The 21,882-nt window shown below is 56.7% G+C and carries 19 protein-coding genes; 10 read left to right on the top strand and 9 right to left on the bottom strand.

What is annotated here, in order from left to right:
- Nucleotides 1–13: 13 nt before the first annotated feature.
- The 8 genes from B2A78_RS12285 to B2A78_RS12320 all read left to right on the top strand — a co-directional run bounded on the left by B2A78_RS12285 (nucleotide 14) and on the right by B2A78_RS12320 (nucleotide 12,665).
- Complete coding sequence (locus B2A78_RS12285) at nucleotides 14–697, top strand: class I SAM-dependent methyltransferase (protein WP_077730310.1); 684 nt, start codon at nucleotides 14–16, stop codon at nucleotides 695–697.
- Between the two features lie 431 nt (nucleotides 698–1,128).
- Nucleotides 1,129–2,391 carry a 6-phosphofructokinase gene (locus B2A78_RS12290; protein WP_077730285.1) on the top strand — a complete coding sequence of 421 codons (1,263 nt, stop codon included), beginning with the start codon at nucleotides 1,129–1,131 and terminating at the stop codon, nucleotides 2,389–2,391.
- Nucleotides 2,392–2,450: 59 nt separating this feature from the next.
- Entirely contained in the window at nucleotides 2,451–4,583 is a 2,133-nt protein-coding gene (locus B2A78_RS12295; protein WP_205780763.1) for a sodium-translocating pyrophosphatase, read from the top strand.
- A gap of 138 nt (nucleotides 4,584–4,721) precedes the next feature.
- The gene (gene gcvT, locus B2A78_RS12300; protein WP_077730286.1) at nucleotides 4,722–5,822 is read left to right on the top strand and encodes a glycine cleavage system aminomethyltransferase GcvT; all 1,101 of its coding nucleotides are present in this window, start codon (nucleotides 4,722–4,724) and stop codon (nucleotides 5,820–5,822) included.
- A gap of 113 nt (nucleotides 5,823–5,935) precedes the next feature.
- Complete coding sequence (locus B2A78_RS12305) at nucleotides 5,936–7,345, top strand: HDOD domain-containing protein (protein ID WP_077730287.1); 1,410 nt, start codon at nucleotides 5,936–5,938, stop codon at nucleotides 7,343–7,345.
- A 44-nt stretch (nucleotides 7,346–7,389) separates the two neighbouring features.
- Nucleotides 7,390–8,754 (top strand): HDOD domain-containing protein, encoded by a 1,365-nt coding sequence (locus B2A78_RS12310; RefSeq protein ID WP_077730288.1) that lies wholly within the window; start codon nucleotides 7,390–7,392, stop codon nucleotides 8,752–8,754.
- Nucleotides 8,755–8,804: 50 nt separating this feature from the next.
- Complete coding sequence (gene prlC, locus B2A78_RS12315) at nucleotides 8,805–10,850, top strand: oligopeptidase A (protein ID WP_077730289.1); 2,046 nt, start codon at nucleotides 8,805–8,807, stop codon at nucleotides 10,848–10,850.
- A 327-nt stretch (nucleotides 10,851–11,177) separates the two neighbouring features.
- Nucleotides 11,178–12,665, top strand: coding sequence for a glycosyltransferase family 39 protein (locus B2A78_RS12320; RefSeq protein WP_168175407.1), 1,488 nt, complete (start codon nucleotides 11,178–11,180; stop codon nucleotides 12,663–12,665).
- Between the two features lie 42 nt (nucleotides 12,666–12,707).
- Here the strand turns inward: B2A78_RS12320 and crp are convergent, their stop codons facing one another.
- On the bottom strand, nucleotides 12,708–13,355 hold the full coding sequence (gene crp, locus B2A78_RS12325; RefSeq protein WP_077730291.1) for a cAMP-activated global transcriptional regulator CRP: 648 nt from the start codon (nucleotides 13,353–13,355) through the stop codon (nucleotides 12,708–12,710).
- 118 nt (nucleotides 13,356–13,473) lie between these two features.
- On the opposite strand from crp, the gene B2A78_RS12330 reads away from it, so the two are divergent.
- Together B2A78_RS12330 and speD are read left to right on the top strand one after the other, a co-directional pair.
- A complete protein-coding gene (locus B2A78_RS12330; RefSeq protein WP_077730292.1) occupies nucleotides 13,474–13,893 on the top strand; it encodes an OsmC family protein in 420 nt (139 codons plus the stop codon).
- Nucleotides 13,894–13,996: 103 nt separating this feature from the next.
- Nucleotides 13,997–14,803 carry an adenosylmethionine decarboxylase gene (gene speD / locus B2A78_RS12335; RefSeq protein WP_240502507.1) on the top strand — a complete coding sequence of 269 codons (807 nt, stop codon included), beginning with the start codon at nucleotides 13,997–13,999 and terminating at the stop codon, nucleotides 14,801–14,803.
- Between the two features lie 70 nt (nucleotides 14,804–14,873).
- Here the strand turns inward: speD and B2A78_RS12340 are convergent, their stop codons facing one another.
- The 8 genes from B2A78_RS12340 to B2A78_RS12375 are packed head-to-tail and all read right to left on the bottom strand — an operon-like array spanning nucleotide 14,874 to nucleotide 21,795.
- Nucleotides 14,874–16,109 carry a (Fe-S)-binding protein gene (locus B2A78_RS12340; RefSeq protein ID WP_077730294.1) on the bottom strand — a complete coding sequence of 412 codons (1,236 nt, stop codon included), beginning with the start codon at nucleotides 16,107–16,109 and terminating at the stop codon, nucleotides 14,874–14,876.
- A gap of 26 nt (nucleotides 16,110–16,135) precedes the next feature.
- Nucleotides 16,136–17,698 (bottom strand): bifunctional phosphoribosylaminoimidazolecarboxamide formyltransferase/IMP cyclohydrolase, encoded by a 1,563-nt coding sequence (gene purH / locus B2A78_RS12345; RefSeq protein ID WP_077730295.1) that lies wholly within the window; start codon nucleotides 17,696–17,698, stop codon nucleotides 16,136–16,138.
- Between the two features lie 36 nt (nucleotides 17,699–17,734).
- Nucleotides 17,735–18,025 (bottom strand): helix-turn-helix domain-containing protein, encoded by a 291-nt coding sequence (locus B2A78_RS12350; protein WP_077730296.1) that lies wholly within the window; start codon nucleotides 18,023–18,025, stop codon nucleotides 17,735–17,737.
- On the bottom strand, nucleotides 18,022–19,002 hold the full coding sequence (gene dusB, locus B2A78_RS12355; protein ID WP_077730297.1) for a tRNA dihydrouridine synthase DusB: 981 nt from the start codon (nucleotides 19,000–19,002) through the stop codon (nucleotides 18,022–18,024). The genes B2A78_RS12350 and dusB overlap by 4 nt, the downstream gene beginning before the upstream one ends.
- Before the next feature lie 10 nt (nucleotides 19,003–19,012).
- Entirely contained in the window at nucleotides 19,013–19,693 is a 681-nt protein-coding gene (locus B2A78_RS12360) for a TIGR04282 family arsenosugar biosynthesis glycosyltransferase (RefSeq protein WP_077730298.1), read from the bottom strand.
- Between the two features lie 3 nt (nucleotides 19,694–19,696).
- A complete protein-coding gene (locus B2A78_RS12365; RefSeq protein WP_077730299.1) occupies nucleotides 19,697–20,476 on the bottom strand; it encodes a sterol desaturase family protein in 780 nt (259 codons plus the stop codon).
- Nucleotides 20,469–21,161: a TIGR04283 family arsenosugar biosynthesis glycosyltransferase gene (locus B2A78_RS12370; protein WP_077730300.1), complete on the bottom strand. Its 693-nt coding sequence runs from the start codon at nucleotides 21,159–21,161 to the stop codon at nucleotides 20,469–20,471. Before B2A78_RS12370 ends, B2A78_RS12365 begins: the two co-directional genes overlap by 8 nt.
- A gap of 40 nt (nucleotides 21,162–21,201) precedes the next feature.
- Nucleotides 21,202–21,795: a DUF2238 domain-containing protein gene (locus B2A78_RS12375; RefSeq protein ID WP_086133190.1), complete on the bottom strand. Its 594-nt coding sequence runs from the start codon at nucleotides 21,793–21,795 to the stop codon at nucleotides 21,202–21,204.
- Nucleotides 21,796–21,882: the final 87 nt, after the last annotated feature.

Consider the following 21,882-nt stretch of genomic DNA (forward strand, 5'->3'; position numbering starts at 1 on the left):
GATGGAGCCGAACATGCAGCGTGTACCCGAGCCGGAATTGATGGACGAGGAAGATCAGGCCCGTGCCTATGCGGAAGCGGATTTTTCCGAGCCGCACGATCATTTCGTCTCCCTGTTTCGATCCGCGTTTCCGGACGACACGCTGGCCGGCGCAGTTCTCGACTTAGGCTGCGGTTCGGCCGACGTAACCGTGCGTTTCGCCCGCGCCTTTCCGAATTGCCGGATCGACGGCGTGGACGGCGCCGAAGCCATGCTCGAGTTCGGCCGTAAAGCCGTTCGCTCGGCAGGCTTGGAGCAGCGTATCCGGCTGATCAGAGCCTATCTTCCCGATGCCACCTTACCGCTGACGTCTTACGATGCGGTGATCTCGAATTCGCTGCTCCATCACCTGGCCGATCCCATGGTGTTATGGGCGTCCGTGAAGCGGTGGGGAAAATCCGGCGCGCCGATTTTTATTATGGACCTGCTGCGGCCCGAGAGCGAAGAGCAGCTAAACGAACTGGTCCGGCAGTATGCGGCCGACGCGCCGGAGGTGCTGAAACGGGATTTCTCGAACTCCCTTCGTGCGGCTTACCGGCCGGATGAAATCCGCGCGCAATTGGAGAAAGCCGGCCTAGCCGATTTTGCCGTCACTATCGTCAGCGATCGTCATCTCGTCGTGTCGGGCCGACTTTCTTTGCTGGAAACCCAGCGTTAAGCGGGTGACCGAGGCCGCTTTCATGGCCGAATAGAGTCAGTTCTTGCACGACGCATTTGTCGCGTTGACTCGAGGACCGCCGCCGATTCTGTCGTTGCTCCGGACTCCGGGCAAGACGCTCAGCACATTGTCGCCCGTGCCGCCTTAATGGCTCGGCGACACGGATCACCCTTATGCCGCATCTGTGTAAACATCTCAGACGCGGCGAATCGTCCCGGCGCATTGCTCGGCGTGTCACGGGAGGAGGCGCAGTAGAAAGGCTAAAGACAACATCGGACGCTGTGGAAAACAATCATCGTATCTGGCTGTCAATTCCAATATAGCCGTATGGTGCAAATACCCTTGGCGGTTAGCCTAAGCGCCTTGTACTGCAAGGGTAATTGTTCTAATGTAGGCTTTTTATTAGGACTTTAGAACGATAAAGGGCGGCCATGGCCATTCGGAATGCATTTTATGCCCAATCCGGCGGTGTAACCGCCGTCATTAACGCATCGGCATGCGGTGTGATCGAAACCGCGCGGCGGCACCGTAATCATATTGGTAGTGTTTATGCCGGGCGGAATGGCATTATCGGTGCGTTGACCGAAGATCTTATCGACACGGCTCAGGAATCCGATCAAGCCATTGCCGGGCTGCGGCACACGCCGGGCGGCGCTTTCGGCTCCTGCCGCTACAAGCTGAAGGGACTCGAGGAGAGCAAGGCGCAATACGAACGGCTGATCGAAGTCTTCAAGGCCCACGACATCGGCTATTTCTTCTACAACGGCGGCGGCGATTCGGCCGATACCTGTCTGAAAGTGTCTCAGCTTTCGGAGAAGATGGGTTATCCATTGTGCGCCATTCATATTCCCAAGACAGTCGATAACGACCTGCCCATTACCGACAACTGTCCCGGTTTCGGTTCCGTAGCCAAGTACATTGCGGTTTCCACCCGTGAAGCGAGCTTCGACGTGGCCTCGATGGCGGCCACTTCAACCAAGATATTCGTGATCGAGGTCATGGGGCGCCATGCTGGCTGGATCGCTGCCGCCGGAGGATTGGCGGCCGGTGCGGAACACGATATCCCGCTGGTGATCCTGTTTCCCGAAATTCCCTTCGATCAAACCGAGTTTCTGGCCGCGGTCGACGAGAGGGTCAAGCGTTACGGCTATTGCTCGGTAGTGGTCTCGGAAGGCGTAAAGGGGGCGGACGGCAAGTTTCTCGCCGATGCCGGTATCAAAGACGTTTTCGGCCACACCCAGCTTGGCGGTGTCGCCCCGGTCATTGCCGCTCTGATCAAGAGCTCGCTGGGCCACAGGTATCACTGGGCCGTAGCCGATTATCTGCAGCGCGCCGCCCGGCACATTGCTTCCAGAACCGATGTCGAACAGGCTTACGGCCTCGGTAAGGCCGCCGTCGAACTGGCTTTGGATGGCCGGAATGCGGTCATGCCCACGATCGATCGTATTTCCGATTCGCCCTATCGGTGGAAGATCGGTCACGCCGACTTGTCGGACGTGGCCAATGTGGAAAAGAAGATGCCGCGGGAATTCATTTCTCCAGACGGCTTTGGCATTACCGATGCTTGTCGCGCCTATTTGCTCCCTTTGATAGAGGGCGAAGATTACCCGCCGTACAAAGATGGCTTGCCGAATTACGTCGTGTTGAAAAATGCGTCGGTTCCCAAGAAGCTGACCAGCCAATTTGCAGTTTGATTTCCGAGTTCATGCCCCATGTGACGTAAAAACAAGAAAGCAAAAAAGAGGAGGAGAAAATGGCTTATTTACTCGTCGCCCGCGCGCAAGAGGGCGTCCGGTTAGTGCTGAATGACCGTCGCTGTAAAATGATCGCCGGTTTGGGACTCATCGAGTTCCTATACATCGGTTTCACAATCGGCTGGGGAGTGGCTTTCGCGTTCACGGCTGCGGTTGCCGCCCTGATCTACGGAATCCTTTCCATTGCCTGGATTAATATTCAATCGCCGGGCAATGAGCGCATGGTGGAAATTGCCTCCGCCATTCAGCAAGGCGCCAAAGCTTATCTGAACCGCCAGTACAAGACGATCGGTCTGGTCGGCGGGGTTCTCTTCCTCGTTATCGGTGTCGCCCTCGGGTGGGCTGTCGCCATCGGCTTTGCCGTCGGTGCGGTGCTGTCCGGCGTTGCCGGTTACATCGGCATGAACATCTCGGTGCGCTCCAATTCCCGCACTGCACAGGCCGCATATCAAGGCATGAATGCCGCTTTCACCGTGGCTTTCCGGGGCGGTGCCATCACCGGCCTGTTGGTGGTCGGATTGGGCCTTTTGGGTGTCGCCGGTTACTATGTGATCCTGAAAGCCTCCGGCGTCGACGATCCGTTGCACGCACTGGTGGGACTCGCCTTCGGTGGTTCTTTGATTTCCATCTTCGCCCGTTTGGGCGGCGGCATCTTTACCAAGGGCGCCGACGTGGGCGCCGATTTGGTGGGCAAGGTCGAGGCCGGGATTCCCGAGGACGATCCCCGAAATCCTGCGGTCATCGCCGACAACGTGGGCGACAACGTGGGCGATTGTGCCGGCATGGCCGCCGACTTGTTCGAGACCTACGCGGTGACGATCGTCGCCACCATGCTGCTGGCCAGCCTGCTCACTGCCGGGTCGGAGAACGCCATCGCTTATCCCTTGGTGCTCGGCGGAATTTCCATCATTGCATCCATTATCGGCACTTCTTTCGTGGAGGTTGCCGAGGGACGCAAGATCATGAGCGGCCTCTACAAAGGCGTCATCGTCTCCGGCGGCTTGTCCGCCCTGGCGTTCTATCCGGTCACTCTGGCATTGTTCGGTGGCGATGTTTCGTTTGCGGGCGAATCGATTTCGGCCCACAGCATCTATTTCTCCGCCCTCATCGGTCTTGTTCTTACAGGGGTGATGGTCGCCATCACCGAATACTACACGGCAACCGAATTCAAGCCGGTTCAGCATATCGCATCGGCGTCGACCACCGGGCACGCTACCAACATCATCGCGGGGCTGGGCATCTCCATGAAGTCGACGGCGGGCCCCGTTGTTGCCGTATGTGCCAGCATCTGGGGAGCCTACGAGCTGGCCGGTTTGTTCGGAATCGCCGTGGCGGCCACGGCAATGCTGTCCATGACCGGCATGATCGTGGCGCTGGACGCCTACGGTCCCATTACGGACAACGCCGGGGGCATCGCTGAGATGGCCGATTTGCCCGCCGAAATCCGCAACATCACCGATCCTCTCGATGCCGTCGGCAATACCACCAAAGCGGTAACCAAGGGGTACGCCATCGGCTCCGCAGGGCTTGCCGCGCTCGTGCTGTTCGCCGACTACACCCATAATTTGGGCGGCGGCATTACCTTCGACTTGTCGAACCACATGGTGGTCATCGGGCTTTTCATCGGCGGCTTGGTGCCTTATCTGTTCGGTGCTTTGGCCATGGAGGCCGTGGGCCGTGCCGCAGGCGGAATCGTTAACGAGGTTCGGCGGCAGTTCCGCGAGATTCCCGGCATCATGGACTATACAGCCAAGCCCGATTATTCGAAGGCGGTGGACATGCTGACCGTGGCCGCGATCAAGGAGATGATCGTGCCATCCCTGTTGCCCGTGGCGATACCCATTCTGGTGGGGTTGCTGCTCGGTAAGGAGGCATTGGGCGGCGTACTCATCGGTTCGATCATTACCGGGCTGTTCGTGGCCATTTCCATGACCACCGGAGGCGGTGCCTGGGATAACGCGAAAAAATATATAGAGGACGGCCATTATGGCGGCAAGGGGTCCGAAGCCCATAAGGCGGCGGTGACCGGCGATACCGTCGGCGACCCGTACAAGGACACGGCGGGCCCGGCCGTCAATCCGATGATCAAGATCATCAATATCGTGGCTCTTTTGATCATTCCGTTACTGTAAGTGACGCGACGATCCAGTTATCGAGGCCGGCTTTGCCGGCCTCTTTGTTTCATGCATTTTTGATTCCTTTGTCTAGTCGGAATAGGCGAGCGATTAGGTCTAACCGAATATTCATTCGTTAATATCGGGTTTGAACCCATGGTGCGCAAAACAATCTTGAATGAGATCCACCGGCAGGCCGGCGGACGCATGGTGGAGTTCGCGGGTTGGGAGTTGCCGCTTCATTATGGTTCGCAACTGGAGGAGCATCATGCCGTGCGCCGGGATGCCGGTGTTTTCGATGTGTCGCACATGACCGTCATCGATCTCGACGGCGCGGATTGCGGGCGGTTTCTGAGAATGCTCCTGGCGAACGATGTCGATCGATTGAGCGGTCCCGGCAAGGCTCTGTATAGCTGCGTGCTTAACGAGAGCGGCGGGATACTGGATGACTTGACCGTTTTCCGCAGGGCAGGGGATCGGTTTCGGATTGTGAGCAATGCCGCTACTCGCGACAAGGTCATCTCTTGGATACAGCGGCAGGTCTCTGGATTCTCCGTGGGCGTCCTGCCCAGGCAGGATCTCGCGATTATCGCGGCGCAAGGGCCGGAAACGAGGCGCAAAGCGCGTGATGGCCTGCCTTCCGAATTGCATGTGGCCGTTATGTCCTTGGCGCCGTTCGAATTTGCCGAGGCTGGCGATTGGTTCATATCTTGCAGCGGATATACCGGCGAAGACGGTTTGGAAATCATCTTGCCTCAGGCCGATGCTGCTGCCCTGTGGGCAGTACTGATCGCTAACGGTTTTAGACCCTGCGGGCTTGGGGCGAGGGATACCTTGCGTCTTGAAGCCGGAATGCGGCTTTATGGATTGGACATGGACGAGACCGTAAGCCCTTTGGAATCCGGACTGGGTTGGACCGTGGCCTGGGAGCCGGTCGAGCGGCAGTTTATCGGTCGCAAGGCCTTGGAGGAGCAGCGGAAAATCGGGCAACTGCGCCGTTTTGTGGGACTCGTGTTGAACGATAAAGGCGTGCTGCGCCATGGGCAGAAGGTCGTCGTTCCGCCGTTTGGTGAAGGTGTTGTCACGAGCGGGATTTTCTCGCCTACACTGAATCGCTCGGTCGGCTTTGCTCGTCTGCCTCCCGGCAGCTATGAGCGTGCCTGGGTAGAGATTCGCGGCCAATCGAAAGAGGCGTGGATTACGCCGCCACGTTTTGTCAGGCAGGGGCACGCGGCTTTCGGCTTGGATCGAATTTAGCAGCTATTAAGCTAGTATTTATTAGGGTGGTTAGCATGGGCTCGCCGAGTTGTATGTGAGGCGTGTCACATAAACGAAAATAATATTCCGCCTTGGAGTGTGAGCGGCTATAGATGAATACCCTCGTATTGGCAATCGGTATCCTCAGTCTCGGTGTGGCGGGCTGGCTCGGCTTCAAGTTGGTCGCCGCTAAAAGGACCGCTGCTCGTTCCGATATTCAGGATCCTTCGGATTCGTTTCTGTTGGACTCGCCCAGTGTCGAGCCCACGCTCATCCGAACCGAGCCGGTTCCTCCCGAAATTCTTAAGCGTTTGGCGCCGCTGGCAACACTGAGCGAGGAGGAACTGATCGCCTTCGCTTCCGGGCGCCTAATGGAGTTCTATCCGGCAGGTTCGACCGTGCTTCGTGGCTCTGAAATGCCCGAGACGGCAGTGTTTCTGCTTAAAGGCACGGTTATGGTCGGGCCGGAACGTGGCGGCAAGACGAAGGTGGATTCGGATAGCGATGCCGCACGCTTCCCGCTGAATCGCGACGGGCTGAGTTCGATTGCGGCGAATGCCTGGACGGACGTTTGGGTGCTGCGCGTGCCCGCAGTGATCTTGCGACAGTATGCGGAGAGATCGAGCGCCCGGACGATAGTTCCGCCCGATTTGACTCGATCGCCGCTTCCTCGTGAACTGGGTGGGAGCAATTTGTTTTATGTCTTCTGCCGTACCTTTCATAAAGGCAAGCTCGACTTGCCGGCTTTTCCGTCCGTGGCCTTCAAATTAAGGCAGGCCATGCGCGAGGAGATCGACTTCGTAAAGGCGACAAAAATCGTGCAGATGGATCCCGTACTTGCGACTAAGTTGGTGCAAGTGGCCAATTCTCCTCTCTATCTCACGGCCGAGCCGGTCAAGACGTGTCAGAGCGCCATTGCTCGGCTAGGTCTGGTGGCGACCCGCAACCTCATTTTCACCATGAGTATGAAAGGTCTCTTCAACGCGGGTAGTCCGCAGATCAGAAAACTCATGTTGGACGTGTGGAAGAGCAGCCTTCAACTGTCGGTGATTTCTTCCGTGCTGGCGGCGAGAACCGGTCAGGTCGATCCCGATAAAGCGCTGTTGGGCGGATTGATCGTTCGCATCGGCGCCATTCCTTTTCTGTCTTTTGCCGAAAAATTTCGGTCTGAGTATCACGGCTCGGCGGAACTCGAGGCAGCCCTGCCGATTATTCAAGGGCCGGTCGGCCAATATTTGCTCGCTAAGTGGGAGTTTGCCGACGAATATCTCGATCTTCCGATCATTGCCGAGCAATGGAACTACTCGTCGGGTACGGATCGGCTGGGTTTGGCCGATATCGTCCGGCTAGCGGCCTGGCACAGTTATGTCGGAACGCCCAAGATGGGAGATTTGCCCCCGATCACCGAATTACCCGCATACGCTAAGCTCAAAGATGCCACGCTGACTCCGGAGCAGTCGCTCAAGGTATTGTACGATGCCAAGGAGCAGATTGCCGAAACCTTGAGGGTATTCGGTCAGTAATGTATGTAACAGTTTTCGACAGTGTCCTGTGATAGAGTTGAGAAATGAGCTTGCTGACACGAATTTTCGGTTCTAGGAGGCAAACAGCCAGCCTCAAGACGCAAACACCGGTCGAGGACGGGGCGGACGCTTATCCGCAAGCTGCGAAAATCGTTCCTTCGTCACGGGAGGGGATGTCCATCAACTTGGACATCCTGAAAGAATTGTTTCCGATCCGCACCCTCAGCGAAGACGAATTGGACGCATTCGTTTTGGAGAGAAAGGCCGAGGTTTATGGACCCGGCACGATTCTGTTCAAGGCCGGGGAACCGATCGAATCGATTCATTACCTCTTGGGAGGGACGGTTCTGATGGATCTCGGTGACGGGAAAACTTACGAGATCAGTGCAAATACTGCCAAAGCGAGGTTTCCCTTGTGCTGCGGCAAGCAGTACAGCGCCACGGCGTACGCGCAGACCGAAATTCAGATATTGCGCGTCGCCAGCAAGATCATGAGTCGAGGCGTGGTCAGGTACGAATCGGCGCAAACTCTAATAGACTCCAACGATGAGCGGATTCCGGAAGCTGTTCGGGGAGGCCGGCTGTTTCAGGCTTTCGCCCAGTCTTACGGCGAGGAAGAACTGCGAATCCCCTCTTTGCCGGACGTGGCTTTCAAGCTAAGGCAGGCCATACAACACGATGTCGACATCCGTGAAGTCGTCAACATCGTTCAACTCGATCCCGCCGTTGCCGCCAAACTCGTTCATGTCGCCAATAGCCCTCTGTACTTGCCTGTTCGTCCGATCAATAATTGCCACGATGCAGTTTTGCGTTTGGGGCTGGCGGCGACCCGGAACCTGGTGACCAGCTTTTGTCTGAGGCAGGTTTTCCGTGGTCAAGACCCTTACATCAATCAAGCCCTTCACAGGCAGTGGGAAACGAGCATCAAGCTATCCAGCCTCTGTTATGTTTTAGCCGCCGAGAACGAAGGAGTGAGTGAAGAGGAAGCCTTGTTAGCCGGATTGGTTGCCGATATCGGCGTAGTGCCGTTTCTCTATTTTGCCGAAAAGTTTCCTCGCGAGTACTGGAGTCCGGACGAGATCGAGTCGGCGATGCCTCATATTCGGGGTCCGGTAGGGGCTTTCTTGCTGAAAAAGTGGGATTTTCCGGCCGATTTGATCGAAATCCCGATGCTGGCTGAAGAATGGTATCACGACAGCGGCAATGCCCTTGCTCTCAGCGATATCGTGATCTTATCCAGGCTGCATAGCTATATCGGTACGCGTCGCATGGCGGAGCTGCCGGCAATCAATTCCATTCCGGCATGCGCCAAACTCAAGGATAGTCGGTTGTCGCCGACCCATACCCTTAACGTCCTGCATGAAGCCAAGGAGAGGATCGATCGGACTATGAAGTTTTTCAAAACCTGACGTGGCCGTATTCCGTCCAACGTATATTTCCATTTGGTTTTTTTGAGTTTATGAGCAACCCATTACTTGATATGGATGGTCTTCCGCCGTTTTCGCGTATCAAAGCGGAGCATGTCGTGCCGGCTGTCGAACGGATATTGGAAGAAAACCGTGCTGCTATCGCGAAATTGCTTGAACATGGAAAAACAGATACCTGGGAACACCTGGTAGAGCCGTTGGAAGACTTGGATGACCGGCTAAACAAAGCCTGGTCTCCGGTAAGCCACATGAATGCCGTGGTGAACAGCGACGAGCTTAGAGAGGCCTACAACGCGTGTCTGCCGCTGTTGAGCGAATACGGGACGGAAATCGGCCAAAACGAGGAATTGTACGCGGCTTACCGCGGGCTTGCCGAAAGCCCGGGTGCAACCGAATTGGATACCGCGCAAAAGAAGATCCTTGAAAATGCGCTCAGGGATTTTCGTCTGTCCGGCGTTGAATTGACTCCGGAGAAAAAGTCCCGCTTCAAGGCCATTGCCCAAGAACTCTCCAAACTCGCCAGTCAATTTCAGGATAACGTGCTCGACGCGACGCATGCCTGGAGCAAGCACATCGAGGATGAAAAGCTGCTGAGCGGATTACCCGAGTCGGCGGTTGCGATGGCGCGCCAAGCAGCTGCGGCGCAGGGTAAGAGAGGTTGGCTGTTCAGTCTGGAATTCCCGTCTTATATTGCCGTGATGACTTATGCGGACGATCGGGATTTGCGCCGCGAGTTCTACACCGCCTACAACACTCGCGCGTCCGATCAAGGTCCTGATGCCGGACGCTGGGACAACTCCGAAGTCATGGAGAGGATTCTCGCCTTGCGCCATGAAGAGGCGCGGCTTCTCGGATTCTCGAACTATGCGGAATTGTCGCTTGCCACCAAAATGGCGCCCTCGACCGATGAGGTGATGCATTTTCTGAACGATCTGGCGCGCCGCAGCTTGCCTCAGGCGAGACGAGATCTCGAAGAGCTGAAAAACTTCGCAAGCCAAGAGCATGGTCAAGAAACGCTGGAATCTTGGGATCTGACTTATTATTCAGAGAAGCTTAGGCAGCATAAATTCGCCTTGTCCGAAGAAGAGATTCGAACCTATTTCCCCGTCAATCGGGTTGTTCCCGGGATGTTCGGCGTGGTCGAACGCTTGTACGGGCTTCAAATCCGGGAAAAATCCGGGGTGGATGTTTGGCATCCGGACGTCAGGTTTTATGAAATCCTTGGCCGCTCGGGCGATTTGTTGGGCGGTTTCTATCTGGATCTTTATGCGCGGCCGAAGAAACGTGGCGGAGCCTGGATGGACGAATGCGTCACCCGGCGCAGAATCGGCCAAAAGATACAGCACCCGATCGCGTATCTGACTTGTAATTTCACGCCTCCGACCAATGGCGAGCCGTCCTTGTTGCGGCATGACGAGGTGTTGACCTTATTCCATGAATTCGGTCATGGCTTGCACCATATGCTGACCAAGGTCGATTACCTGGGTGTTTCCGGCATCCACGGCGTGGAATGGGACGCCGTGGAACTGCCGAGCCAGTTCATGGAAAACTTTTGCTGGGAACCCGATGCGCTGGGACTCATATCGGGCCACTATCGGACCGGCGAGCCTTTGCCGGAAGATTTGCTTGACAAGATGATCGCAGCCCGCAATTTCCAGTCGGGCATGCAGATGGTCCGCCAGCTCGAATTCAGTGTGTTCGATTTCCGCATTCATTTGGAATACGATCCGAGCCGGGGTGGCCGGATTTATCCGATACTCGACGACGTCAGAAAGCAGGTGGCGGTATTTGTCCCGCCGCCTTTCAACCGGTTCCCGCACAGTTTCTCGCACATCTTCGGTGGGGGCTATGCGGCGGGCTATTACAGCTACAAATGGGCGGAAGTCTTGTCCAGCGACGCTTTCTCGCTGTTCGAGGAAGAAGGAATTTTTGCGCCGGACGTAGGCCGCTCGTTCTTGGAAAATATCCTCGAGCAAGGCGGCAGCCGCAAGGCCATGGAGCTTTTCACCGCCTTCCGCGGCCGCGAGCCGACGATCGATGCCCTGCTAAGGCACAACGGCATCGTTGAAGCGGCTTAGCGAATATACAAATCCTTATAATGAAGGCAGGGCGAGGGCGACGTAAGTTGCCCCGCTCGTTGTTTTGTCTTTTAACCGATATCCGCAGCTTGCCGTAGAGTAGGATGAACAGGCTCAGGCGCCGGTGCTTTGGGGGCGCCGGTTTTTCGTAACGAAAGTGAATCCATAACAACGACGTCTATGCCATACCGGCCGTTTGCCAGGGATTACGTCCTTCTCTGGTGCGTTCTCGTTTTCTCTGGCCTTGCCTTTAGGCCTCTTATACCCGTCGATGAAACCCGCGCCGTATCGGTAGCCTGGGAGATGTGGCTGCGAGGCGATTTCCTCGTGCCTTCCCTGAACGGCGAACCGTACAGTCACAAGCCGCCTCTTTTCCAATGGATCATCCATTTGAGCTGGCTCATCTTCGGCGTCAACGACTGGACGCCGCGGTTGGTAGGTCCCTTGTTCGGCTTGGCCAATCTGATTCTGACCGAGCGTTTGGCGCGCCGGCTGTGGCCCGAGTTGGAGTCGGTATCCCGCCTGGCTCCTTTGATTTTGCTCGGTCTTGCGGTCTGGTCCATGTGGACCACCCTGACCCTCTACGACATGCTGGTGGCCTTTTTTGCCTTGCTGGGCGTGTTGGGTATTCTGCGCGCCGCTCAAGAACCTTCCTATCTCGGCTGGTTGATGACGGCTGTCGGGATCGGTGGAGGGGTACTGTCCAAAGGGCCCATCATCTTGCTGCTCATACTGCCGGTTGGTCTGCTGGCACCTTGGTGGATGGGGCGCGGTCCGCGTTCGGGCTGGGGCGGATGGTGCGCCGGTATTCTGGCGGCTACCGTCTTGGGCGCGGCCATTGCCTTGGCATGGGCTATTCCCGCCGGCATGTCCGGGGGCGAAGAGTACGCCCAAGCCATCTTTTGGGGGCAGTCGGCTGGCCGCATCGCCAATTCCTTCGCTCATAAGCGATCATGGTGGTGGTATGCGGCCATATTGCCGATTTTTTTGTTTCCATGGATTCTTTGGCCGGGTCTTTGGCGCAAGCTGATCGAGCTAAAGGCGGATCTGAAATTGCGCTTCTGCATTCTTCACGTTGCAGCCGTATTGATACTGTTATCGGCTGTCAGCGCCAAACAGATTCATTATCTGCTTCCTTCTCTGCCCATCTGGGCACTGATCTTCGCCCGGGTATTCGGCGATCCGTCGATTCAGGTCGGGCGCTTTGGTCAACGGGCATTCGGAACGGTCGTATTGGGCTTGGGGCTGGCGTTGGCTTTGCTTCCGGGTATCGCCGGTGTTCTCGGCTTTCCGAAAGCCGATAGCACAGTCGTGGCCGTCGCCGAAGCATCGCCCTTGATCGCGAGAGCGCTGATCATCGGACTGGGTGCTTTTCTACTGCTATGGCGGCCCGGTGACTCGGCAACGATGGTGCGGGCAGTCGTGGGAGCGATGATCGGCGTGGTGCTGGCCGCGCATCTCATTTATATCGAGGCAGGGCGATCTCACCACGACATGCGGCCTATGGGAACTCGTCTTGCCCAGTTGCAAGCGCTGGGAGCATCGATTGCGCATTGGGAAAAATACAGCGGGGATTTTCAATTCGTCGGGAGGCTGAAAGAACCGCTCAAGGTGCTCCACACGCGTAAGGCGCTGTCCGAATGGTTGGCCGCACACCCCGATGGTTATGTTGTCATCGTGTATCGCGGTAGCAAGAAGGCATTTGAGGAGAGTGCCGAATTTTCCCAGCCTTATCGGGGCAATCGCCGTATCGGATTATGGAAAGCGTCTGCTCTACTTGCGCGGCCGGATGTGGTTGCCCGACTGACAGGCTGAGCGGGCTAAACCTTGGCCATCTTTCCGAGCGCAGGCTGTGGCTTAACGAGTCCCATAGACGACGATCGTCTTGCCTTTGGCCGAAAGGAGTCCCTGTTCTTCGAGATTTTTCAGAACCCTTCCCGCAACCTCCCTGGAGCAGCCTACGATGCGGCCCAGTTCCTGCCGGGTGATGCGGATTTGCATGCCGTCGGGGTGCGTCAGTGCTTCAGGCTGCTTGCATAGCTCTATGAGGGTGTGCGCGATACGACCGGAAACATCGAGGAATGCGAGGTTGCCGACCTTGCGGCTGGTGTGTAAAAGCCGCCGGGACAGCTGACGCCCTAGGAGATTCAAAATGCCTACGGCATGTTCGGCGAGTTCGCCGTTGAGCAATTGAGAAAATCGAGCATAACCTATCTCGGCAAGTTGGCTCGGTTCACGGGTCGTGACCGTCACATCCCGAAGCATGGAGCCCATGAATACTCCGATTTCGCCGATAAACTCTCCCTTGTTCAGATAAGCGAGTACGATATCGTCACCGCTCGGCTTGTGCGCCAGACTGACCGTAACCGCGCCTTCGATGATGTAATAGAGCGTGTCTCCTGCATCTCCGGGCCGAATAATGTGCGTTTTGTTGGGATAACGACGGCGATGGCAATACGGCAGGAGATTTGCCAGAGCCTCGTCCGGTTTCGAGAGAGAATGCATAGGCGTTGCGGGTCTCGTGAATGGAAAGCGATCTATCAAGTTTAGCAGCGATTAATTTCGCTTGGCCCGGCGGGGAATTGTGATAAAGTATGCGGCTATTTTTACTCGGGGGTCTTCGATGAAGGCGCGCGTCAAGTGGGTAGAAAATGCGCTGTTCCTGGCTGAATCCGGCAGCGGTCACACGGTAGTCATGGATGGGCCGCCGGAATCGGGCGGCCGGAATCTCGGTGTGCGTCCGATGGAAACCTTGCTGATAGGGATGGGGGGATGTACGGCGTTCGACGTAGTACATATTCTCCGCAAAGGGCGGCACGATGTGCGGGATTGCGAGCTACAGCTCGAAGCTGAACGGGCGGAAACCGATCCCAAGGTTTTTACTCGGATCCACGTGCATTTCGTCGTTAAAGGCAAAGGACTGAGCGACGCAGTGGTCAACCGAGCGGTTCAACTCTCCGCGGAGAAATATTGTTCCGCATCGATTATGCTCGGGAAAACGGCCCAGATTACGCACGACTATGAAATCATCGAAGTCGAGTGAACGATGGACAGGTTTCTCGGTCTCATGAACTTTTGGCACCGGCCCTGCACTTTATTCGTGAGCGCGTGCGGTCAAGGGGCAGTTACAACCGACTACGGGGGTAATCGTTAGATCGATGGAAAAATTGCAGTTACACGGTTTCAATAACCTCACCAAATCGTTGAGCTTCAATATTTACGACATCTGCTATGCCAAATCGGGCCAGCAGCAGCGTCGTTACATCGAGTACATCGACGAGATGTACAACGCCAAACGCTTGACGCAGATATTGACCGATGTGAATGCGATCATCGGCGCCGAAATTTTGAACATAGCGCGTCAGGATTACGAGCCTCAGGGCGCCAGCGTGACCATGCTCATCTCGGAAGGGCACGTGCCGGATACCATCACCAATATCGAGGCGCCGGGTCCCGCGCCGGAATCCGTGGTGGCGCATCTGAACAAAAGCCACATCACGGTGCACACTTATCCGGAAAGTCACCCCTATGGCGGCATTAGCACCTTTCGGGCCGATATCGACGTATCCACCTGCGGCCGGATTTCGCCGCTAAAGGCGCTCAATTATCTGATCCACAGCTTCGAGTCCGATATCGTGATCATGGATTACCGCGTGCGCGGCTTCACGCGCGATATCAGCGGCCAGAAGCATTATAACGATCACGAGATCACGTCCATTCAGAACTACATTTCGGATGCGATGGCGGAGCGGTATCAGATGATCGACGTGAACGTCTATCAGGAGAAAATTTTCCACACCAAGATGATCCTGAAAGACTTCCATCTCGACAATTATCTGTTCGAGACCGACAAAGATGCGCTGACCGACGAGGAGCGTATCGCCATTCAGAAGCAGCTCAAGCAGGAAATGGCGGAAATCTTCTACGGCCGAAATTACAAACTGCGGCGATGAGGGATCACGGTCTCGAGCACGACTCCGTAAACCCCATAACTCCAAAAAGCCGGCGCTGAGCCGGCTTTTTTTATCGAACGAGCTGCCGTGCGAGTAGCGTGACCGGATGCAGTACTTCGATATGGCCCAGCCCTCTCTGCTTCAAGCCGGCTCTTAAATGCACTGCGCAACCCGGATTGGATGTCGCCAGGAAATCAGGTTTGATAGCCGTCACCGATTCGAGTACATCGTCCCGCAGGTCTTTAGCCATTTCAGGGTGTTCCAGCATATAACTGCCCGCGGCACCGCAGCAGCGCTGGGAGTTGGGTAGGGATGCTACGTCGAGGGACGGTATGCGGCGGAGCAGGTCGGCGCCGTGACGTTCCGCCCGCAACACGTTCTTCAGGGTGCACGGGGTATGCACGCAAACCTTGGCGGCCAGGGGTTTGAACTCGATGTTGTCGGGCCAGGAGAGTTCTGCAAGGAACTGGCTGATGTCCTTGACGCGCTTGGCAAGATCGGCTGTGGCTTCCAATTGCCGATAGTCGCGCAGCATCGCACCGCAGCCGCTCGCGATGGTGATGATGGTGTCCGCGTCGGACAAATTAAAAGCGGCCAGATTGCGATCCATGAGCTTTCGCGCTGAAGCCTGATCGCCGGCATGATGATGCAGTGCCCCGCAACATACCTGCGTGTCCGGCACCCGAACGCCGACGCCGAGCCGGTTCAGTACAAGCAGAGTTGAAGAGACGGTCTCGGCATCCAGAAGGTTTGCCGTACAGCCGAGAAACAGGGCGACCCGGCCACGCTCGTTCTGGCCTTGTGCGGGATAAAAGTCGTTCCAGCGTACCGAAGTGGATATATCCGGAAGTCCCGCGTCGAATTGGGACAGTCCCAGTGCTTTCAGCAAGCCCGTCTTTTGTAGCAGTCCTTTGCTCTCGCGTCCCGATTTTTCTACCAGGCGTTCCACCCAGCGGGAAGCGCGCTTATTGGTCAGCGCAATCTTGATCCCGGCGGACTTGATGCGAGCCGATGTGGTTTTTCCCACCTCGCCGGTTTCGCCGCGAAACCGATCGACGAGGCTGCCGTACGGAACATAGGCCGGACAGACCGCCTCGCAGGATCGGCACAAGAGGCAATTATCGATGTGACTTACCAATTCCGGCGTCGCAGCGAGTGATCCTTGTGCCCAGCCCTGGATCAGGGCGATGCGTCCGCGCGGGGATTCGTTCTCGTCCAGAGTTTTGTTGTAGGTAGGGCAATGGGGCAGGCACAGCCCGCATTTGACGCAGAGGTCGGTGTCGGAAAACCGTTCGGATCGATTCAAAGAAGTTCGAGAAAAACTGTAACTGGTTAGTGGCGAAAATGCCGCGTGCCGGTAAAGACCATGGCCATGCCGTGTTCGTCGGCGGCCGCGATCACTTCCGGGTCGCGTATCGAGCCGCCCGGCTGAATGACGGCGGTGATCCCGGCCGCGGCGGCCGAATCCACCCCGTCGCGGAACGGGAAGTAAGCGTCCGAAGCCATAACCGAGCCTTGAACGGCAAGTCCTTCGTCCGCGGCCTTGATCGCCGCGATGCGCGCCGAATAGACGCGGCTCATTTGTCCCGCACCTATGCCGATGGTTTGGCGGTTCTTGCAATACACGATGGCGTTGGACTTGACGTACTTGACCACTTTCCAGGCAAACAAGAGATCGGCCATTTCGTCTTCGGTTGGGGCGCGCTGGGTGACGATACGCAAATCTTCCCGAGCAACAACGCCCAGGTCGCGGTCTTGTACCAGGAGACCACCGGATACGCGTTTGAAATCCCATTCCGGCGCGGGAGCGCTAGCCCAAGGACCGGATTCCAAAACCCGTACGTTGGCTTTTCCGCTGAGCACTTGAAGCGTACCCTCGCCCAGCCGGGGAGCGATGATCACTTCCACGAACTGTCTTTCGATGATGGCGCGGGCGGTTTGCACATCCAGCGCTTGATTAAAGGCGATGATGCCGCCGAACGCGGAGGTTGGGTCGGTGGCGTAGGCGCGGTCGTAAGCCTCCATCAGTGTCTTGCCCTGCGCGACGCCGCATGGATTGGCATGCTTGACGATGACGCAGGCAGGCGAGTCGTCGAAAGTCTTGACGCATTCGAGCGCCGCATCCGCGTCGGCGATATTGTTGTAGGACAGTTCCTTGCCCTGAAGCTGTTTCGCCGCAGCGACGGTGCCGCTGGGCACGCCGGGTACAACGTAGAATGCCGCTTTTTGGTGCGGATTTTCCCCGTAGCGCATCGCTTGGGCTTTGCGGAAACGCATCACGAGCGGGTCCGGGAATGTGTCCGAGTCTTCGGCCTTACCGAGATAAGCCGCAATGGCGCTATCATAGGCAGCGGTATGCCGGAAACTTTTGATCGCCAGCTTGAATCGCATGTCATCGGACAGACAGCCGGCTTGCGCTTGAAGTTCCCCGAGAACCTCGGGGTAATCGGTTGGGTCGACGATTACGCCCACCGATTCATGATTCTTGGCGGCCGCACGGATCATGGCGGGACCGCCGATATCTATGTTTTCGATGGCTTCGGCGAGTTCACAGTCGGGCTTGGAGATGGTTTGCTCAAAGGGATAAAGATTGACGACCACCAGATCGATGGGAGAGATGCCGTGTTGCGCCATCACATTCTCGTCGATCCCGCGGCGCCCGAGAATGCCGCCGTGGATCTTGGGATGCAAAGTCTTGATCCGTCCGCCCATCATTTCGGGAAAACCGGTATAGTCGGATACTTCCACTGCCGCGATGCCGTTTTCGCGCAAAAGCGCGGCTGTCCCGCCCGATGACAGGATCTCGATTCCAAGGTCAGCCAGTCCTCGGCAGAATTCCACAAGTCCGGATTTGTCTGACACGCTAACGAGTGCTCGGGAGACTTTGATTTTCATGAAAAGATGACGCGGGCAGCTGAAAATTAAAAAAGATTACTCGATGCCATACTGAAGCATCTTCTTGCGTAAGGTGCTGCGGCTAACGCCGAGTACCAGCGCCGCCTTACTCTGGTTATGACCGCATTGCTCCAATACGGTTTCGATCAAGGGCTTTTCCACTTCGCTGATGACCATGGCGTAGAGATCCGTTGCCTCATGCCCGTCGAGCTGAGCAAAGTAGCGCGTCAGGGTCATGCGTACGTGGTCGCTCAAGAGCAATGTGGCATCGGTTTTGAACTCGACGGCATTGGGCATTGCCTCGATATTCCTTGCTTGTGCTTTCATGCAGCCAATTTCCGACTTTCTTCGTTAAACAATTGGTTTATTAAATCCAGTTGCTGATTGGCACCGTCTTGAATGTTGAACAGCGGGCCGAAATCCGGCGGGCAGGAAAGATGGCTCAGGTACCAACCGACGTGCTTGCGCGCGATCCGCACTCCGAGATGTTCGCCGTAGAATGCATAAAGTCCGTTCAGATGTTCCAAAATGACATCCCGCGTTTCCTCCGCTCCGGGCAGTCCGGACTCGACGCTTCCGCTAAGAAAATGGTCGATGCGACGAAACAGCCAAGGGTTTCCAAGGGCGGCTCGACCGATCATGACAGCATCGGCACCGGTGAGTTCGAGGACGGCCGCTGCTTTTTCCGGCGAATCGACGTCGCCGTTGGCGATCACCGGGATGCCTACAGTTTGCTTGACCTGGTGAATTGTAAGGTATTCGGCTTGCCCGGAAAAGCCGCAGGCTCGGGTGCGACCATGAATCGTGATGGCGCGAATGCCCGCATTCTCGGCGATTTTCGCAACGGTGACCGCGTTGCGGTGGTTGGGGTCCCAGCCGGTGCGTATTTTTAGCGTGACCGGTACCTCCACCGCTCCGACAACCGCTTCCAAAATCCGCGCGACCAGGCGTTCGTCTCTGAGAAGCGCCGATCCGGCGGCTTTGTGGCACACTTTCTTGGCGGGACAGCCCATGTTGATATCGATGATCTGTGCGCCTCGATCGGCGTTGATTCTGGCGGCTTCGGCCATGGCGGCCGGATCGTTGCCGAGAATCTGTACGGCACGGGGTTCCGGCTCTCCGGCGTGATCGCTCCGTCGCAGGGTCTTGCGATCATGGCGCAAGGCGGGATTGGCGGACACCATTTCCGATATGGCGAGAGCTGCGCCGTAACGACGGCATAGCATTCGGAAGGGGCGGTCAGTTACGCCGGCCATAGGAGCCAGAATCAAGCGGTTAGCCAGTCGATACGGGCCGATATACATAGTGATGAGTCTATTGCGGGCGCAAAAGTCTAGCCGGATCAGGGTATGGACGCAAAAATTTTTCCTGCCATTCGTCCATGTTTTTAAGCCGCTGCAAGTCTTCAGGACGGTCGATATCCCACAACGGGGAGAGCTCCGCCCACCGCCAGCGCAGCTTTTCAAGCCGTTGCCGCGTCTCGTTCAGCACCTCCGCTCCGCCCCATGGCATGTTTCGGAACAGTTCGCCGTCGGTCCGGGTCAGCCCGAGCAAGCAGTAACCGCCATCTTCGGCCGGACCGACGACCGCATCGTTTCCGTTCATCAATGCGATGATCGCATTTTCCACATAAAGGGGATCGAGCGCCGGACAATCGGTGCCGATAATGATGATCTGGTTCGCCTTCTCGAGAGACTCGCGGGCAGCGTAGGCCATGCGCGCTCCGAGGTTGCCCCGGCATTGCGTTTTCAGGGCTGCTCCCAACAGTTCCAAGCCGACAAATTCGGGGTGGCCGGTATCGGGAGAGCACCAAAGCTGTACCGGGCACAGGTTTGCGTGCAGCATCTCCCGGCCCGTTTTGCGGAGTAGAGCAGTATGCAACCGTGCCGCCGCTTCCGCGCTTAGAGCGGGAATCAATCGGGTTTTTACTTGCCCCGGAATCGGCGCCTTCGCCATGATGGCCAGGGTGGCAAGCGGAAAACGGTAGTCCGACATACTTCAACGGAACGGCAAAATCAGCAGCCGCGAAAAGTCTAGCAGTTTTGGATCGCGTTGGTCTTTGAGGCCGATTTCCATGCCTTCTTGGCCCAGGAGCGGCGTTGCGCAATAAGTGCCGCACAGCTTGTCCCAGAACGGCACGGAAAATCCGAAATTGCTGTCCATTTCCGGCTTGTAGGTCGAATGATGGATGCGGTGCATGTCCGGGGTGATGAGAAACAGTCGGAGTCTCCTTTCCCACGGAGCCGGGATGCGCGCATTTCCGTGATTGAACAAAGCACAGGCGTTCAAAAGTATCTCGAAGACCAGAATGGCCGTCGGCAATATTCCGAAAGCGATGGCTAAAGCCATTTTGTAGTAGGTCGACAGGACGATTTCCAAGGGATGAAAACGGATGGCCGTGGTCGTGTCGAAACCGAGGTCGAGATGGTGAATCTTATGCAATCGCCAGAACAGCGGAACCCGATGAAAGGCGATGTGCTGGAGGTAGATGGCGAAGTCGAGCAGGAGTAAGCCAGCTGCGAAGGATAAACTGTAAGTCAGGGCGAGTTGGTTGAACAGGCCCCAGTGGCTTTCGAGTGCGAACTCTGCGGCGAAATATGCGCCTCCGCCGCTTAAGATGCGTGCGACGGCGGAGTTGAGGGTCATCAGGCCGAGGTGCCGCGCAAGCCGGCGTATCTTGCCTTCGGGAAACGTCCGGAATGGACTACGCCACTCCCATAACAGCATCATGCCAAGCACGCCGAGAAAGAAAACAAGACGGAGGATAGATTCAGTCATGGCGGTAATATGCGGCGGCTAACTTGGCCGGATTGGTCCCGAGAAAATAGAGCAGTCGCAGTTTCCACATGAGGAGGATAGTACGCACCGTTCCGTTTTGTTCCCATCGCCGGCTGGACGTTATCACCCGCTCCAGAAGGCAGGCGGGGCTAGCGATGCGTTTTAGCCGCTCGCTCAGCGCTATGTCCTCCATGAGTGGGATCTCCGGAAAGCCGCCTATGCGCTCGAAGATGTCTCGCCGCACGAATATGGCCTGGTCGCCCGTCGCGATGCCGGTCAAGCGAGAGCGCCAGTTCATCAGGGTTTCGACGATCCGCAACAACGGACGATTCCCGGACAGCCGCACGTCGAAGCGTCCCCATGCGGTCTGGGATTCGAAAACTTTTGTTAACGCGAGGAGTGCGTTCTCCGGCAATCGGGTGTCGATATGGAGAAATAACAGGTAGCCGCCCGTCGCTACGCTTGCGCCGGCATTCATCTGCGCGGCTCGCCCCTTGGGCGCGCGTACGATCGACGACACGAATTCACGGGCCAGGTTCGGACTACCGTCCGTGCTTCCGCCGTCGGCAACGACGATTTCGATTCCCTGACTTCTTAACGGCTGCAGCCGGGATAGCGCCTCCCGGATTATGTCCGCCTCGTTCAAAACTGGAATGATGACAGACCAACGAACGTTTGCGGGCATGTCGCGACACGAGTCGCGGGACGGTTCGGCGGCCGGCCTCTCAGCTAAGCCGTTCGATCTGTTTGTCATGCCGCCGACTCAACAGTGCAAGCGATATCAAAGCTCCGGTCAAGGCAAAAGCCATGTCCGATTGCGCATCCCACAGATCGCCTTGCATCGCCAGAAAATCCTCGGCCCCGTCTCTCAAGGCCACCGCAACGGCCCATTCAACGAGCTCGTAGGCGGCACTGAGCGCGAGGCACAGGGCCGCCACAATCGCGGCCAGCCAGCGTCGATCCCGAAAAACGCCGGAACGAATGAAAATTTCTCGAAAAACAACCGCGGGCGAAAACCCTTGAAAAAAATGAGCCAGCTTGTCGAAGTTGTTTCGCTGACTCCCGAATAGCGGTTTCAGCCAATCGAAAAAAGGAACTTTGCCGAACGAGTAATGCGCGCCGACGAGGATCAGCAGGCATAAAGCCAGGATCAGGCTATAGGCCAGAGGAGTCAGAGGAAAGAGACGATGCGTGGCGATTACTGCGACGAACGCGGCCATGGCGGGTATTGCATCCAAAAGCCAGACGCTATAGCTGTACGGCTGAACGACCGACCACGCCAGCACGGAAACAAATGCAAAAATAAAGATGTTGAACAATGATCTGATATCTCCAGCGGTTTCCATTAAACATTGACTAATTACGGCTCCATGAGTAGCCTTTACGCCAGCTTACGAGATTACTCT

Source organism: Methylocaldum sp. 14B (assembly GCF_002005105.1).
Lineage (GTDB): Bacteria > Pseudomonadota > Gammaproteobacteria > Methylococcales > Methylococcaceae > Methylocaldum.

What these genes read in the sequence shown, in the direction of transcription:
- B2A78_RS12285 (WP_077730310.1), top strand. Translation starts at nt 14, where the DNA reads ATGCAGCGTGTACCCGAGCCGGAATTGATGGACGAGGAAGATCAGGCC.
- B2A78_RS12290 (WP_077730285.1), top strand. Translation starts at nt 1,129, where the DNA reads ATGGCCATTCGGAATGCATTTTATGCCCAATCCGGCGGTGTAACCGCC.
- B2A78_RS12295 (WP_205780763.1), top strand. Translation starts at nt 2,451, where the DNA reads ATGGCTTATTTACTCGTCGCCCGCGCGCAAGAGGGCGTCCGGTTAGTG.
- gcvT (WP_077730286.1), top strand. Translation starts at nt 4,722, where the DNA reads ATGGTGCGCAAAACAATCTTGAATGAGATCCACCGGCAGGCCGGCGGA.
- B2A78_RS12305 (WP_077730287.1), top strand. Translation starts at nt 5,936, where the DNA reads ATGAATACCCTCGTATTGGCAATCGGTATCCTCAGTCTCGGTGTGGCG.
- B2A78_RS12310 (WP_077730288.1), top strand. Translation starts at nt 7,390, where the DNA reads ATGAGCTTGCTGACACGAATTTTCGGTTCTAGGAGGCAAACAGCCAGC.
- prlC (WP_077730289.1), top strand. Translation starts at nt 8,805, where the DNA reads ATGAGCAACCCATTACTTGATATGGATGGTCTTCCGCCGTTTTCGCGT.
- crp (WP_077730291.1), bottom strand. Translation starts at nt 13,355, where the DNA reads ATGCATTCTCTCTCGAAACCGGACGAGGCTCTGGCAAATCTCCTGCCG.
- B2A78_RS12330 (WP_077730292.1), top strand. Translation starts at nt 13,474, where the DNA reads ATGAAGGCGCGCGTCAAGTGGGTAGAAAATGCGCTGTTCCTGGCTGAA.
- purH (WP_077730295.1), bottom strand. Translation starts at nt 17,698, where the DNA reads ATGAAAATCAAAGTCTCCCGAGCACTCGTTAGCGTGTCAGACAAATCC.
- B2A78_RS12350 (WP_077730296.1), bottom strand. Translation starts at nt 18,025, where the DNA reads ATGAAAGCACAAGCAAGGAATATCGAGGCAATGCCCAATGCCGTCGAG.
- dusB (WP_077730297.1), bottom strand. Translation starts at nt 19,002, where the DNA reads ATGTATATCGGCCCGTATCGACTGGCTAACCGCTTGATTCTGGCTCCT.
- B2A78_RS12360 (WP_077730298.1), bottom strand. Translation starts at nt 19,693, where the DNA reads ATGTCGGACTACCGTTTTCCGCTTGCCACCCTGGCCATCATGGCGAAG.
- B2A78_RS12365 (WP_077730299.1), bottom strand. Translation starts at nt 20,476, where the DNA reads ATGACTGAATCTATCCTCCGTCTTGTTTTCTTTCTCGGCGTGCTTGGC.
- B2A78_RS12370 (WP_077730300.1), bottom strand. Translation starts at nt 21,161, where the DNA reads ATGCCCGCAAACGTTCGTTGGTCTGTCATCATTCCAGTTTTGAACGAG.